General features: G+C 70.9%; 15 protein-coding genes. 6 read left to right on the top strand and 9 right to left on the bottom strand.

Annotated elements, in window-relative coordinates:
• Positions 1 to 36 precede the first annotated feature (36 nt).
• Both leuA and C2L59_RS42150 read left to right on the top strand, forming a co-directional pair.
• Entirely contained in the window at positions 37 to 1,797 is a 1,761-nt protein-coding gene (gene leuA, locus C2L59_RS42155; protein ID WP_199199645.1) for a 2-isopropylmalate synthase, read from the top strand.
• Between the two features lie 3 nt (positions 1,798 to 1,800).
• On the top strand, positions 1,801 to 2,778 hold the full coding sequence (locus C2L59_RS42150; protein WP_103355189.1) for a YafY family protein: 978 nt from the start codon (positions 1,801 to 1,803) through the stop codon (positions 2,776 to 2,778).
• Here the strand turns inward: C2L59_RS42150 and C2L59_RS42145 are convergent.
• Together C2L59_RS42145 and C2L59_RS42140 are read right to left on the bottom strand one after the other, a co-directional pair.
• On the bottom strand, positions 2,769 to 3,671 hold the full coding sequence (locus C2L59_RS42145; RefSeq protein ID WP_103355188.1) for an SDR family oxidoreductase: 903 nt from the start codon (positions 3,669 to 3,671) through the stop codon (positions 2,769 to 2,771). The genes C2L59_RS42150 and C2L59_RS42145 overlap by 10 nt on opposite strands.
• Positions 3,672 to 3,852: 181 nt before the next feature.
• Positions 3,853 to 4,455 carry a peroxiredoxin-like family protein gene (locus C2L59_RS42140; protein ID WP_103355187.1) on the bottom strand — a complete coding sequence of 201 codons (603 nt, stop codon included), beginning with the start codon at positions 4,453 to 4,455 and terminating at the stop codon, positions 3,853 to 3,855.
• A gap of 59 nt (positions 4,456 to 4,514) precedes the next feature.
• On the opposite strand from C2L59_RS42140, the gene C2L59_RS42135 reads away from it, so the two are divergent.
• Entirely contained in the window at positions 4,515 to 5,117 is a 603-nt protein-coding gene (locus C2L59_RS42135) for a TetR/AcrR family transcriptional regulator (protein WP_103355186.1), read from the top strand.
• Here the strand turns inward: C2L59_RS42135 and C2L59_RS42130 are convergent.
• Positions 5,107 to 6,012: a LysR family transcriptional regulator gene (locus C2L59_RS42130; protein WP_103355185.1), complete on the bottom strand. Its 906-nt coding sequence runs from the start codon at positions 6,010 to 6,012 to the stop codon at positions 5,107 to 5,109. The two genes, C2L59_RS42135 and C2L59_RS42130, sit on opposite strands and share 11 nt — an antisense overlap.
• An 86-nt stretch (positions 6,013 to 6,098) precedes the next feature.
• On the opposite strand from C2L59_RS42130, the gene C2L59_RS42125 reads away from it, so the two are divergent.
• The gene (locus tag C2L59_RS42125; RefSeq protein WP_103355184.1) at positions 6,099 to 6,989 is read left to right on the top strand and encodes an EamA family transporter; all 891 of its coding nucleotides are present in this window, start codon (positions 6,099 to 6,101) and stop codon (positions 6,987 to 6,989) included.
• Here C2L59_RS42125 and C2L59_RS42120 read toward each other — a convergent pair.
• Both C2L59_RS42120 and C2L59_RS42115 read right to left on the bottom strand, forming a co-directional pair.
• Positions 6,986 to 7,633, bottom strand: a complete 648-nt coding sequence (locus tag C2L59_RS42120; RefSeq protein ID WP_103355183.1) for a DedA family protein — start codon at positions 7,631 to 7,633, stop codon at positions 6,986 to 6,988. The two genes, C2L59_RS42125 and C2L59_RS42120, sit on opposite strands and share 4 nt — an antisense overlap.
• A 191-nt stretch (positions 7,634 to 7,824) precedes the next feature.
• Positions 7,825 to 8,256 carry an SgcJ/EcaC family oxidoreductase gene (locus tag C2L59_RS42115; protein WP_103355182.1) on the bottom strand — a complete coding sequence of 144 codons (432 nt, stop codon included), beginning with the start codon at positions 8,254 to 8,256 and terminating at the stop codon, positions 7,825 to 7,827.
• A 72-nt stretch (positions 8,257 to 8,328) separates the two neighbouring features.
• On the opposite strand from C2L59_RS42115, the gene C2L59_RS42110 reads away from it, so the two are divergent.
• On the top strand, positions 8,329 to 8,682 hold the full coding sequence (locus tag C2L59_RS42110) for a YciI family protein (RefSeq protein ID WP_103355181.1): 354 nt from the start codon (positions 8,329 to 8,331) through the stop codon (positions 8,680 to 8,682).
• The gene (locus C2L59_RS42105) at positions 8,679 to 9,878 is read left to right on the top strand and encodes an RNA polymerase sigma factor (RefSeq protein ID WP_103355180.1); all 1,200 of its coding nucleotides are present in this window, start codon (positions 8,679 to 8,681) and stop codon (positions 9,876 to 9,878) included. The genes C2L59_RS42110 and C2L59_RS42105 overlap by 4 nt, the downstream gene beginning before the upstream one ends.
• Before the next feature lie 66 nt (positions 9,879 to 9,944).
• Here C2L59_RS42105 and C2L59_RS42100 read toward each other — a convergent pair whose 3' ends face one another.
• The 4 genes from C2L59_RS42100 to C2L59_RS42085 are packed head-to-tail and all read right to left on the bottom strand — an operon-like array spanning position 9,945 to position 13,983.
• Complete coding sequence (locus tag C2L59_RS42100) at positions 9,945 to 11,057, bottom strand: ABC transporter ATP-binding protein (RefSeq protein WP_103355179.1); 1,113 nt, start codon at positions 11,055 to 11,057, stop codon at positions 9,945 to 9,947.
• Positions 11,054 to 12,049 carry an ABC transporter ATP-binding protein gene (locus C2L59_RS42095; RefSeq protein ID WP_103355178.1) on the bottom strand — a complete coding sequence of 332 codons (996 nt, stop codon included), beginning with the start codon at positions 12,047 to 12,049 and terminating at the stop codon, positions 11,054 to 11,056. Before C2L59_RS42095 ends, C2L59_RS42100 begins: the two co-directional genes overlap by 4 nt.
• Positions 12,050 to 12,055: 6 nt before the next feature.
• Positions 12,056 to 12,985, bottom strand: coding sequence for an ABC transporter permease (locus tag C2L59_RS42090; RefSeq protein WP_103355177.1), 930 nt, complete (start codon positions 12,983 to 12,985; stop codon positions 12,056 to 12,058).
• Entirely contained in the window at positions 12,982 to 13,983 is a 1,002-nt protein-coding gene (locus C2L59_RS42085) for an ABC transporter permease (protein WP_103355176.1), read from the bottom strand. Before C2L59_RS42085 ends, C2L59_RS42090 begins: the two co-directional genes overlap by 4 nt.
• Between the last annotated feature and the right edge of the window lie 85 nt (positions 13,984 to 14,068).

Below are 14,068 nucleotides of genomic sequence, written 5' to 3'. Positions count from 1 at the left end.
GGTCGCACCCGTCGAGCTGGAGACACCCCAAATCCCATGAGCAAGATCCGCAAGCCCTCTCGTCCCGCGCCCGCCGGCCAGCCCGCTTGGAACACCCAGCGCGGCACGTCCATGCCGGTGCACCGCTACCGCCCCTGGTACGACCTGGTCGAGAACATCGACCTGCCCGACCGCACCTGGCCCGAACAGCGCATCGACCGCGCGCCGCTGTGGTGCGCCGTCGACCTGCGGGACGGTAACCAGGCCCTGATCGACCCGATGTCGCCCGCGCGCAAGCGCAAGTTCTTCGACCTGCTGGTCCGCATGGGCTACAAGGAGATCGAGGTCGGCTTCCCGGCCGCGTCGCAGACCGACTTCGACTTCGTCCGCGAGATCATCGACGAAGGCGCCATCCCGGAGGACGTCAGCATCCAGGTGCTGACCCAGTGCCGCCACGAGCTGATCGAGCGCACCTTCCAGGCCCTCGAAGGCGCGCCGCGGGCGATCGTCCACATCTACAACTCGACGTCAATCCTGCAGCGCCGCGTGGTCTTCCGCGAGGAGCGCGAGGGCATCAAGAAGATCGCCACGCAGGCCGCGGAACTGGTCGTCGAGCTGGCCGCCAAGCAGCCGGACACGGACTTCCGGTACCAGTACTCGCCGGAGTCCTACACCGGCACCGAGCTGTCCTACGCGCTCGAGGTCTGCAACGCCGTCACCGAAATCTGGCAGCCGACGCCGGAGCGGCCGGTGATCCTGAACCTGCCGGCCACCGTCGAGATGGCCACGCCGAACGTCTACGCCGACTCGATCGAGTGGATGAGCCGGAACCTGGCCCGCCGCGACTCGGTGATCCTCTCGCTGCACCCGCACAACGACCGCGGCACCGGCATCGCCGCCGCCGAGCTGGGCTACCAGGCCGGCGCCGACCGGATCGAAGGCTGCCTGTTCGGCAACGGCGAGCGCACCGGCAACGTCGACCTGGTCGCGCTGGGCATGAACCTCTACAGCCAGGGCATCGACCCGCAGATCGACTTCTCCGACATGGACGAGATCAAGCGGACCGTCGAGTACTGCAACCAGCTGCCGGTGCCCGAACGCTCGCCGTGGGGCGGCGACCTGGTGTTCACCGCGTTCTCGGGCAGCCACCAGGACGCGATCAACAAGGGCCTCGACGCGCTGAAGGACGCCGCCGGCAAGGCCGGCGTACCCGTGGACGAGCACCCGTGGGAGGTCCCGTACCTGCCGATCGACCCGAAGGACGTCGGCCGCACGTACGAGGCCGTGATCCGGGTGAACTCGCAGTCCGGCAAGGGCGGCGTCGCCTACATCATGAAGGCCGAGCACCAGCTCGACCTGCCGCGGCGGCTGCAGATCGAGTTCTCGAAGGTCATCCAGCGCTACACCGACTCCGAGGGCGGCGAGGTCGACCCGGCCACGATGTACAACGCGTTCTCGGCCGAGTACCTGGAGCTGAAGACGCCGCTGGAGCTGGTCCGCCAGCACGTCCGCGACAACGGCGACGGCGAGTACGACATCACCGCGACAGTCCGCGTGGAGGGTGACGAGCACGAGGTCACCGGCCGCGGCAACGGCCCGATCGCGGCGTTCTTCGACGCGCTGTCGACGGTCGGCTTCGACCTGCGCCTGCTGGACTACAGCGAGCACACGCTTTCCCCGGGCGACGACTCGCGCGCGGCGTCGTACATCGAGTGCGCGATCTCGGACCGGGTGTTCTGGGGCATCGGCATCGATCCGTCGATCGTCACGGCGTCGCTGCGCGCGGTCGTCTCGGCGGTGAACCGCGCCAACCGCTAGCCGGTGAAAGCCGAGCGGCTGGTCGCGCTGTTGTTCACGCTGCAACGGCGACGCAGCGCGACCGCCGCCGAGCTCGCGTCCGAACTGGGCGTCTCGGAGCGCACGATGCACCGCGACCTCGCGGCCCTGCGCGACGCGGGCGTTCCTCTGTGGACGGAGCCGGGCCGGCACGGCGGCTTCCGCCTGGTCGACGGCTGGCGGTCCGGGCTCGACGGCCTCACCGCACGGGAAGCCGTCGCGCTGTTCGCGCTCGGGGTGCCGGAGGCGCTGGCCGGGCTCGGCCTGGACACGGCGGGCAGCGCGGCGCGGGCGAAGGTGTCCGCGGGCATGCCCGCCGAGCTGCGGGACCACGCGGCCCTGGTCGCGGGGCGGTTCCACCTGGACGCACCGGGCTGGTTCGGCTCGGCGGACGAGCCGACGGCGCTGGCCACGGTGGTGCGGGCGGTGTGGACGCAACGACGGCTCGCGGTGTCCTACCGGCGCCGCGACCAGGTGGCTTCCCGGGAGCTGGAGCCGTTCGGCCTCGTCCTGAAGGCCGGCGTCTGGTACCTGGTCGCGCGGGTGGTCCCGGACGACGCCTTGCGGACCTACCGCGTTTCGCGGATCGCCGACGCCGTTTTGTCGGACGTGCCGTTTTCCCGGCCGGCGGAGTTCGACCTGGCCGGCTGGTGGCGGTCGTCGTCGGCGGCGTTCGAGCAGGTGGCCCGGCCGGTGCGGGTGCGCGCCCGGCTGGACCGGACGGCGGTCCGGGAGCTGCGCCGGGTGTTCGGCGGCGAGCACCTGGCGGACACCGTGGTGTCGCTGGGCGCGCCGGGTGCCGACGGCTGGGCCGAGGCCGAGCTCGCCCTGGAAGGCGACGAGATCGGCCTCGGCCAGCTGGTGGCGTTGAGCCCGGGCGTGGAGGTGCTGGAGCCGCCGGAGCTGCGGGCGGCGCTCGCCGCGATCGGCGCGGAACTGGCCGCCCGCAACGCTCAGCGGTAGCCGGTGGTGTCCGCGGGCTGGCCCGCCTCCACCACCTCCGTGATGTACCGCCAGGCGTCCGGCCGGCTGCCGTCGACGTCGTCCACCTCGTACTCCTTCGCCAGCTGGCCGCTGCTCACCGTCCGGCCGGTCCACCGGTCCCGCGCCGGATCCGCCGCCAGCGCCGCCACGGCCCGCCCGCAGAACGTCGGCGTCTCCGAGATCTCGAAGAGCGGCACCCGCGGGCAGGCGTCGCGCCAGTTCTCCTCCGTCACCCCGTAGTGCTCCAGCATCGCCTCCGACCGCAGGTACCCCGGGGTGAACGCGACCGCGGTCGCACCGAAGGAAGCCAGCTCGGCCGCCTCGCCGATCGCCAGCAGGTGCGCCGACGCCTTCGCCAGGTAGAACGGCAGCGAAGTGCCTTCGCGGTACTTCGCGTTGTACTCGGCCGTCCCGTCGGTGAGCTCGACGACCAGCCCGCCCGGCTTGCCGATCAGCAGCGGCAGCAGGAAGTGGCTGGTGATCAGGTGCGCGTCGATGCCGAGGCGGATCATCCGCAGGCCCGCGTCCAGGTCGTGCTCCCACACCGGCTTGCCCCAGCCGAGGTGCTGGTCGCCGCCCCAGAGGCCGTCGACCAGGATGTCGAGCGGGCCGGTCTCCTTGGCCAGCGCCTCGACCTCGGCCGGGACCAGGTGGTCCACGCGGATCGCTTTCGCCCGGCCACCGGCCCGCTCGACCAGCTCGGCCGTCTCCTCGATCGTCTCCGGACGGTCCACTTCGGACCGTCCGGCGCGCGTGCTCCGCCCGGTCACGTACACGAAGGCGCCAGCCCGGCCCAGTTCAACGGCGATCGCGCGGCTGGCACCGCGGGTGCCGCCCGCGACCAGGGCGGTCTTTCCGGAAAGTGTGTCCATGCCGTCAGCCTCACGGCAAACCATGACAACCCCTGGCATGGTTCGCCGAGCCGGTGGACGAGCACCCTGGACGCCCTCCTCGCCGGATCACTCCGGTGGCCGATGGCAGAGTTCTTCACCGCCTCGGCCGTCGGCATCGCCGTCCTGGGTTCGGTGATCACCTACGGCGTGAGGCGGTCGGCTAGAGCGCTTTGAGGATGTCCGCCGGCTCCGTCCGCGTGACGAAGTCCGGGTGGACGTCGACGAAGCGGAGCACCCGGTCGCGGCCGACCACGACCACCGCCGGGTGGACCAGCTCCCAGCTGCCGTTGACCTCCTCGAGGTCCGTGCCCAGCGTCTTCATCGCCTCGCGTACGTCGTCGGAAACCGGATAGCTCAACCCGAGGCTCCGCCCCACCGTGCTGCCCACGTCCGAGAGCACGGGGAACGCCAGGTCCGGCGCCGGTCCGTCCGGCTTCTGCGGGCTGATCGCCGCCAGGGTCGCGCCACGTTCCGCCAGCTCGGGCAGCAGTTCCTGCTGGTAGGTGCGCAGCGTCAGGTTGCAGTACGGGCACCACTGGCCGCGGTAGAACACGAGTACCGCCGGCCCGTCGGCCACGAGCTCGTCCAAGCCGGTCGGCACACCGTCGGCTGCCGGCAGCGTGAAGTCCTCGATTCGGTCGCCCACCTCGGCGAAGCCCGTCGCGGCGCGGCGCCGGTCCGCGTCGAGGATCTCGGCGATCCCCGGCGGCAGGGCGGCACTGAGCCGGCGGTTCAGCCCGGTCAGGGCGGTTTCGAGCGTCATGGCTCCCCCTGGTTGGTTGTACTGATCGGTACAGTGAAGCGAACTGTACTATCCGGTACATGGAGACGCAAGCGGCTTCGACCCCTCGTGGCAAGCGGACCCGCGAAGCGATCGTCGACGCGGCGGCCGCGCTGATGTACGTCGACGGCGTCGCGGGCACGAGCGTGGACAAGGTGCTGGCCGCGAGCGGGGCCGGGAAATCGCAGATGTACCACTACTTCAAGAACAAGGAACAGCTGGTCGGGGCGGTGATCGACCGGTACCTCGAGCAGATCCTCGGCAACCAGCCGGCGATCTTCACGCTGGCCTCCTGGGCCGACCTCGAGACGTGGACCGGGCAGCTGCTGGACATCCACCGCCGCGCGAGTGGCCCGATCGCCTGCCCGCTGGGCAACCTCGCCGGGGAGGTCGGCGACAACCCGAAGCTCGCCCCGCTGGTCGACCAGGCGTACCGGACCTGGGAGTCCCACCTGGCGCGCGGGCTGAAAACGCTGCAGGACAACGGCGAGCTGGCCGCGGACGCCGACCCGGCCCGGCTGGCCCAGGCGGCGATGACGTCCGTCCAAGGTGGACTGTTGCTGGCGCACATCCGGCACGACCTCACCGCACTGGAGGACGCGCTCGGGATCGCGCTGGCCTACCTGCGCGGCTTCAAGCGGTGAGCTGACCGACCTCCGCGCGCAACTCCTCGATCACCTGGGCCACGGCCGGGCGCTGACGGGCACCGGTCCGGCAGACGGCCTCCACCAGCCGGGCCGCGCGGATGCCCGACAGCGGCCGCCCGACCAGGCCGCTGCCGCGGCGGGTGTCCATCGTGTGGCGCGGCAGCAGCGCGATCCCGTGCCCCGCGGCGACCAGCCGTTCAGTGATCCGGAAGTCGTTGATGCGCTGGACGACCACCGGCCGCACGCCGGTGCGGATGGTCAGGGAGCGCAGCACGTCGTCGACCGGGAAGCCGAAGTCGACGCTGATCCAGCGCTCGTCCGCCAGCTCCGACAGCTCGACGCGGCGCCGGTTCGCCAGCCGGTGCCCGACCGGCAGCGCGACGTCGAGCGGCTCGCGCAGCAGCGGCACCACGTCGAGCCGGCCGGAAGCGAACTCCGGCGCGTGCTCGTCGCGGTGCGCCACGACGACGTCGTAGTCCGCGACCAGGCCCGGCACCTCGGGTGGCGTCATGTCGACGTCCCGGACGTCGACCTCCAGGCCGTCGTACCCGGCGACGCGGGTCAGCAGCCCCGGCAGCAGCATCAGCCCGGCCGACTGGAAGATCGCGATCCGCACCCGCCCGCGCGGCGCGCTGCGGTAGGTGTCCAGTTCGGACTCGGCCCGCTCGAGCGCGGCGAGCACCTCGTCGGCGCGGGCGACCAGCGCGCGGCCCGCGTCGGTCAGCCGCAGCCCCCGCCCGGCCGGCTCGGTGAGCGGCAGCCCGACCTCACCCTGCAGCGCACGCAGCTGCTGCGAAACCGCCGACGGCGTGCAGTGCAGCGCCCGCGCGGCCGCCGTCACGCTGCCGCGGTCGGCGAACTCGCGCAGGGTGCGCAGCCGGCCCAGATCCACGCGGCCACTGTACTTGAAGCACAGCTACAAGGTTCCTGCAGATATTCTCGCTGGTCCTTCACGATCGGCCTTGTCAGAGTGGAGGCATGCCCGCCCGTGATCGCCTGCTCGCCGTGCTCGTCGCCGTCCTCTGGGGCCTGAACTTCCTCGCCATCCACGCCACGCTCGGCCAGTTCCCGCCGGTGTTCGCGGGGGCGCTGCGGTTCGCCGTGATCGCCGTGCCGACGATCCTGTTCGTGCCGTGGCCGAAGGTGAAGGTGCGCCACCTGCTCGGCTACGGCCTGGGCTTCGGCACCGGGCAGTTCGCGTTCCTGTTCATCGCGATGGACACCGGGATGCCGACCGGCCTGGCGTCGCTGGTGCTGCAGGCGTCGGCACCGTTCACGGTGCTGCTCGGCGCGGTCTTCCTGCGCGAACGCGTCACCCCGAACCAGCTGGCCGGCATCGCGCTGGCGGTGGCCGGGATGGCGGCGATCGCGTGGCAGCAGTCCGGGCACGCGGCGCTGCTGCCGATGGTTCTCACCCTGCTGGCCGCGCTGAGCTGGGCGTTCGGCAACCTGAGCACGCGCAAGGCCGAGCCGGACAACCCGCTGCACTTCACGCTGTGGATGTCGGTGGTGCCCCCGCTGCCGATGTTCGCGTTGTCGCTGATCATGGAGGGCCCGGCCGCGCAGTGGCGCTCGCTGACGACGCTCGGCACGCCGACCGGCCTGACAGCACTGGCCGGGCTGACCTACGTGGTCCTGATCGGCACGGTGGTCGGCTCGGGCCTGTGGACGACGCTGATGCGCCGCAACCCGGCGGGCGTGGTGTCGCCGTTTTCCCTGCTGGTGCCGGTGGTCGGCCTGACGGCGTCGTTCCTGCTGCTGGGCGAGCGGCCGACCTGGCTGGAGGTGGCCGCCGCGGCGGTGGTGATCGGCGGCGTCCTGCTGGGCTCGCTGCGGCGGGCGCCCAAGCGGGAGCTGGTCGCGGTCTAGGCGGCGGTCTCTTCCTGCTTCGGGGCTTCCGCGTCGCTCTTGTGCTCGCGGCCGAGGCGCTTCTTCATGACGACGAAGACCACGGCGCCGATCACGATGGCGGCGACCAGGCCGTACTTGGAGAAGTCGCCGAGCCACTTCTCGGCGGCCTCGCCGACGTAGTAGATGAGCGCGGTGGTACCGCCGGCCCAGGCGATGCCGCCGAGCGCGTTGGCGATGAGGAACTTCGGGTAGTGCATCCGCAGCGACCCGGCGAGCGGCCCGGCGAGGATCCGCAGGAACGCGATGAACCGACCGAAGAACACGGCCCACATGCCCCGTTTGTTGAAGATCCGTTCGGCGTTGGCGATGTGCGTCGGCCCGAAGTGCTTCGGGAATTTCCGGCCCGCCCAGGCGAACAGCCGCTGCCCACCGGTTTTCCCGATCAGGTAACCGATGCTGTCGCCGATGATGGCCCCGGCACTGGCCACGACCCCGACCCACAACGGGCTCAGGCTCGGGTGGCTCAGGGTGAGCAGGGCGGCGCTGACCAGCACAACCTCACCGGGCAGGGGAATACCGAGGCTTTCGATCATGATGACCCCGCCGACGATCAGGTACACCGCGATCGCCGGAATCGACGCCAGCCATTGGTCGATGTGCACAGCCCGTACCCCCTGGTACTCACGTCCGGAATTGTTCGCTTTCCGCAGGGTACCGGGGCCGGTCCACCCGGGGCGGCATCCTGAGGTATTGCCCGGGGTACGACTTTGGTCGGGGTCACCGTGGCCCGGCCCGGCGCCCCGCCGGAGTTGTCCACAGGGTTCACCCCCATGTGGACAACCCCGGCAGTCCCTCACGGCTTCAGGTCGACCGCCGCCCGCAGGGTCGCGTCCATGTAGAACGGCACCGAGTCGTGCACGTGCGTGATCCGCCACTCGCCGTCCTCCCGCCGGAAGCACACCGTCGACCGGAACCACAGCTCGAAGCCCGCCGGTGCTCCCTTCGGCGTCGTCGACATCCGGTTCAGGGCGTGGCTGTACGCGATGTCTCCCCCGATCGTGATCTCCAGGTCCCGGATCTCGTACTCGATCGGCCCCTCGAACGTCTCGAACCACGCCTTCCGCGCCGCGACGTCGATGACCTCCGCGCCGCGGTGCACCAGCGGTGGGGCCAGCGTGAACGCCACGACGTCCGGCGCGTAGTGGGAACCCAGGGTCGATGCGTCGCGGGCCGACATCGCGACCTCACGCGCCGCCATCAACTCGCGGATCTGCTGCTCACTCATGCCATTCTCCTCAAGGTCGGTGCTTGCACAGGAGACGTAGGCGCCGCCGGACGGATTTCGACAGGAGACCCAGTGAAATACGTGGTCCTGATCTATGGCAACCCCGAGTCGCGCGCCGCGTGGGAGGGCATGAGCGACGAACAGCGGGCCGCCGGGCTCGCCCTCTACCAGCAGCTCAACGACGATCTCGATGCCTCCGGCGAGCGGATCGTCTCCGAGCGGCTCGCCTTCCCGGAACTGACCAAGCGGGTGGGCATCACCACCGACGGGCCGTTCGCCGAGGCCAAGGAGTTCCTCGCCGGCTTCTACCTGCTCGACTGTGAGAGCGAAGAGCGCGCCCTCGAGATCGCGCACCGGATTCCCGAAGCCTCCTTCGGCGCCGTGGAGGTGCGGCCGGTGATGGGGTTGCACGGGCCGGAGCTGTGACCGACGTCGAGCCGCTGCTCCGGGAGCTCGCGCCGCAGGTGCTCGCCGCGCTCGTGCGGCGGTACGGCGGCTTCGACACCTGCGAGGACGCCGTTCAGGAGGCGCTGCTGGCCGCGTCGCGGCAGTGGCCGGCCGAGGGGGTTCCGGATCACCCGAAGGGGTGGCTGATCACGACCGCGTCGCGGCGGCGGATCGAGCTGTGGCGCAGCGAGGCCGCGAGGCAACGGCGTGAGGAGACCGTCGCCCTCGCCGAGCCGCCCGACCCCGAGCCGGTCAGCGGGGTCGACGACACGCTCACCCTGCTGCTGCTCTGCTGCCACCCCTCGTTGACGCAGCCGTCGCAGGTCGCCCTGACGCTGCGGGCCGTCGGCGGGCTGACGACGGGTGAGATCGCCCGCGCCTTCCTGGTCCCCGAGGCCACGATCGGCCAGCGGATCAGCCGCGCGAAGCAGAAGCTGCGCGGGGAACGGCTCACGAACGACCACCGTCCCGAACGGCTGGCCGCGGTGCTGCAGGTGCTCTACCTGATCTTCACCGAGGGGCACACCGCCAGCTCGGGTGACGCCGTCAGCCGCGTCGACCTGACGACCGAGGCGATCCGGCTGGTCCGGCAGCTGCGCGCGGAACTGCCGGCCGACGGCGAGGTCACCGGGCTGCTCGCGCTGATGCTCCTGACCGACGCCCGCCGGCCCGCGCGGGTCGACGCTTCCGGGGCGCTCGTGCCGCTGGCCGAACAGGACCGGAGCCGGTGGAACCGGGCGTTCATCGACGAAGGCGTCGCGCTGATCACGAACGCCCTCGCCACCGCGCCGGTGGGCCCGTACCAGCTGCAGGCGGCCATCGCCGCCGTCCACGACGAGGCCGCCACCGCCGGCGAGACCGGCTGGGCCGAGATCCTCACGCTCTACGACCTGCTGCGGGTCGTCGCGCCGGGCCCGATGGTGACGCTGAACCGGGTGGTCGCGTTCGCGCAGATCCACGGCCCGCGGGCCGGGCTGGCGGAGCTGGAAGAGGCGGCAAAGGACACCGCACTGGCGAAACACCACCGCGTCGACGCCATCCGCGCGCACCTGCTCGAACTAGCCGGGGACGCGGCCGGCGCCCGGGCGGCCTACCTGGCCGCCGCCGGGCGGACGTTGAGCCTGCCGGAGCAGGCATACCTCCACTCCCGGGCCGCCGCTCTCGCCCGCCCCTGACGTCACTTTCACGTGAAAGTGACCTGGAGGGATCAGCTCCGGATCACTTTCACGTGAAAGCGCCGCTCAGAGGATTTCGGCGGCGGTGCCGACGTCCGGCGGGCCCAGATCGGGGTTGAGCGCCCCGGTGAGCTCCACCAGTTCCGGCTCGACCTCGTGCGGCTGGATGCGCCCGTCGCGGATGTCCTCCGCGTAGTGGCACGCCACCCGGTGCCCGCTGCCGATTTCGCGCAGCTGCGGGCGGTCGGTGTCGCACAGGCTCGCCTGCCGCCACGGGCAGCGCGTGTGGAACCGGCAGCCCGACGGCGGGTTCGCCGGCGAGGGCAGGTCACCGGCGAGCAGGATCTGCTCGCGGGTGTCCTCGACCTGCGGGTCCGGCACCGGGATGGCCGACAGCAGCGCCCGCGTGTACGGGTGCAGCGGGTCCCGGTAAAGCGAGTCCGCGTCGGTCTCCTCGACCAGCGCGCCCAGGTACATCACGCCGATGCGGTCGGAGATGTGCCGCACCACCGCGAGGTCGTGCGCGATCACCACGTAGGTGAGCCCGAGCTGGTCCTGCAGGTCCTCCAGCAGGTTCACCACCTGGGCCTGCACCGAAACGTCCAATGCGGACACCGGCTCGTCGGCGACGATCAGGTCCGGCTCCACGGCCAGCGCCCGCGCGATGCCGATGCGCTGGCGCTGCCCGCCCGAGAACTCGTGCGGGTACTTGCGCAGCGACGACTCCGGCAGGCCGACGGCCGACAGCAGCTGCCGCAGCCGCCGCTGGGTGGCGTCCTTGTCCTTGTCGAGGCCGTGTGCGCGCATGCCTTCGAGCAGAATGGACTCGACCGACTGGCGAGGGTCCAAACTGGACATCGGGTCCTGGAAGATCATCTGCATCCGGCGCCGGGCCTTCCGCAGCTCCTCTCCCTTGAGCGCGGCGACGTCGGTGCCGTCGAAGACGACGTGACCGGCGGTCGGCTCGTTGAGGCGCAGGATCGCGCGGCCCAAAGTGGACTTGCCGCAGCCGGATTCGCCCACCAGGCCGTAGGTTTCGCCGCGGCGGATGGCCAGGTCGACGCCGTCGACCGCGTACACGTGCCCGACCGTCCGGTCGATCACGACGCCGCGCTTGATCGGGAAGTGCACCTTGAGGTCGGTGACCTCGAGCAGCACGTCACCAGCAGGACGGGTCATCGGGTTCCTCCTCCCGCGGCGACCGCGGGCCGCACGGGGTTGTGACAGCGCAGCAGCCCGCCCTGGTCGGGCGCCAGCTGCGGCTGGACCTCGCGGCAGACCGGCAGCGCGTTGGGGCAGCGCGGCGCGAACGCGCACGCGTGCTCCCACGGGATGTTGTCGGCCACCGAACCCCGGATGGGGATCAGCTTTTCGCCGCGGCCCGCGTCCAGGCGCGGGATCGACGCGAGCAGACCGTGCGTGTACGGGTGCCGCGGCTCGGCGAACAGCTGGTGCCGCTGCGCCCGCTCGACGATCTTGCCGCCGTAGAGGACGTTGACCTCGTCGCACAGCCCGGCGACGACGCCGAGGTCGTGCGTGATCATGATCAGCGCGGTACCGGTGTCCTGCACCAGTTCCCGCAGCAGCGCGAGGATCTGCGCCTGGATGGTGACGTCGAGCGCGGTGGTCGGCTCGTCGGCGATGAGCAGCCGCGGCCGGCACGCCAGCGCGATCGCGATCAGCGCGCGCTGCCGCATCCCGCCGGAAAGCTGGTGCGGGTACTCCGAAAGCCGCCGCGACGGGTCGGGGATGCCGACCTTGTCGAGCAGGTCCACCGCTTCGACGGACGCCGTCTTGCGCGACATCCCGCGGTGGCGCTCCAGCACCTCGGTGATCTGCAGCCCGATCGGGATGACCGGGTTCAGCGAGGACAGCGGGTCCTGGAAGACCATGCCGAGGTCGCGGCCGCGGCGGTCGCGCATTTCCCGGTCGGACAGGCGAAGCAGGTCCGTGCCTTCGAAGCGCACTGAGCCGCTCACCTTGTTGCCGCGCTTGGCCAGCAGCCGCATGATCGCCAGCGACGTCACGGACTTGCCGCAGCCGGACTCGCCGACCAGGCCGACCGTCTGGCCCGGTTCGACGTCGAAGCTGATGTTGTCCACCGCGGTGAACGACTGCTCGCCACGGCGGACGAAGTCGACTTTGAGATCACGAACTTCCAGGAGTGCCATGGGGGTTCACCGCCTGTTCTTCGGGTCGAGGGCTTCGCGGAGGGACTCACCGAGCAACGTGAACCCGAGCGCGACGATGATGATCGCGATCGCCGGGTAGTACGCGAGCTCGGGCCGGACGTCGAGGAACTGCCGGGCACCCTTGCTCAGCATGATGCCCCACTCCGCCCGGTTCGGGTCCGGGTCGCCCAGCCCGAGGAACGACAGCGCCGCGGCCTCCAGGATGGCGGTCGCCAGGGTCAGCGTGGCCTGCACGATGACCGGGCCGAGCGAGTTCGGCAGCATGTGCCGGAACACGATCGCGCCGCGCTTCACACCCAGCGACGTCGCCGCGAGGACGTGGTCGCTGCCCCGCTGCACCAGCATCGAGCCGCGCAGCAACCGCGCGAAGATCGGCACCCCGATCAGCGAGACGGCGAGGATCACCGTCCACTGGCTGGGCTTGGCGAACAGCGCCGCGACCGAGATGGCCAGCAGCAGCGACGGCACCGACAGCATGACGTCGACCAGTCGCATGAGGACGGTGTCGACCCAGCCGCCGAAGGCCCCGGCGAGCCCGCCGATGATGACGCCGAGGAGCACGCCGATCACCGTGGCCAGCACGCCGACGAGCAGGGTGTTCTGCGCACCCACGATCAGCCGCGACAGCTCGTCGCGGCCGAAGTCGTCCACGCCGAGCGGGAAACCCGGCTGGGCGCCGGGGATGATCCCCTGGCCGAGCGCGACCTTGTCCTGCAGGTAGCGCTCGAACGGGTCCTTGGGCGCGATCAGCGGCGCGAACACGGCCAGCAGCACGAACAGGCCGGTGATCGCGGCACCGGTGATGGCGACCGGGCTGCGCAGCATCCGCCGCAGGGCTTCGCCGCCGAGGCTGTGCCCGCTCGCCGCGGCCAGCTTGTCGATCGGCTCTTTCTTCTTGTTCAGCAGAGTGTTCATCGCACACGCACCCTCGGGTCGATGATCCCGTACGAGACGTCGACCAGCATGTTCACCAGCACGTAGACCAGCGCGCCGAAGAGCAGCAGCGCCTGGAGCCGGGGGTAGTCACGCCGTTCGATGCCTTCGGCCAGCAGGAAGCCGAGGCCGCGGAAGTTGAACACGCGCTCGGTCAGCACCGCGCCGCCGAGCAGCGCGCCGGTCTGCAGGCCGATGGTGGTGACCACCGGCAGCAGGCCGTTGCGCAGCACGTGCCGCCGCCGGACGACCGGCTGCGTGAGGCCCTTCGAGTTGGCCGTGCGGATGAAGTCCTCGTTGAGCACTTCGAGCACCGACGCGCGGGTGATCCGGGTGACCACCGCGAGCGGGATGGTCGCGAGCGCGAACGCCGGGAGGATCAGGTGCTTGATCGCGTCCCAGACGGCGTCCCACTCGCTCGTCATGATGCCGTCGAGGATGGCGAAGTTGGTGATGGCGGTGGCGTCCAGGCCGGCCGTCTGCCGGCCCTGCGACGGCAGGCCCAGCGGCCCGGCGAGCAGGTCCTGCATCATGTAGCCGAGGAAGAAGACCGGCACCGCGACGCCGATGAGCGTCAGCACGATGATCACGTTGTCGGCGACGCCGCCGCGGTAGCGCGCCGAGAGGTAGCCCGCCGGGATGCCGATGAGCACCGCGACGATCATCGCGGAGATCCCCAGCTCGATGGTGGCCGGCAGGAACGTGCCGATCTCCGACATCACCGGCTGGGTCGAGACCAGCGAGGCGCCGAAGTTGCCGGTGACCGCGCGGCCGAGGAACTTGAAGTACTGGATGATGACCGGCTGGTCGAGCCCCAGCACGTGGTTGAGGTTGGCGATCTTCTCCGGCGTGGCCTTGTCGCCGAGGAGGGCGGCCGCGGGCCCTCCGGGCAGCGACCGGAGCCAGGCGAAGACCAGGATGGACAGGATGAGCAGCGTCGGGATCGCTTGTAGCAGCCGACGCACGAGAAAACGGAGCACTTGCAGTCCTTAGGTGGCAGCCCGCTGAGTACGGAACATGGGGTGGGCGCGGTAGCACCCACCCCATGCCTCGCGGCGTTGAGCC

Origin of the sequence: Amycolatopsis sp. CA-128772 (assembly GCF_002904295.1) — a bacterium.
In the GTDB taxonomy this organism is placed as follows: domain Bacteria; phylum Actinomycetota; class Actinomycetes; order Mycobacteriales; family Pseudonocardiaceae; genus Amycolatopsis.
The sequence above is the reverse complement of the archived record's forward strand: the minus strand, read 5'-3'. Positions and strand labels throughout refer to the sequence as shown.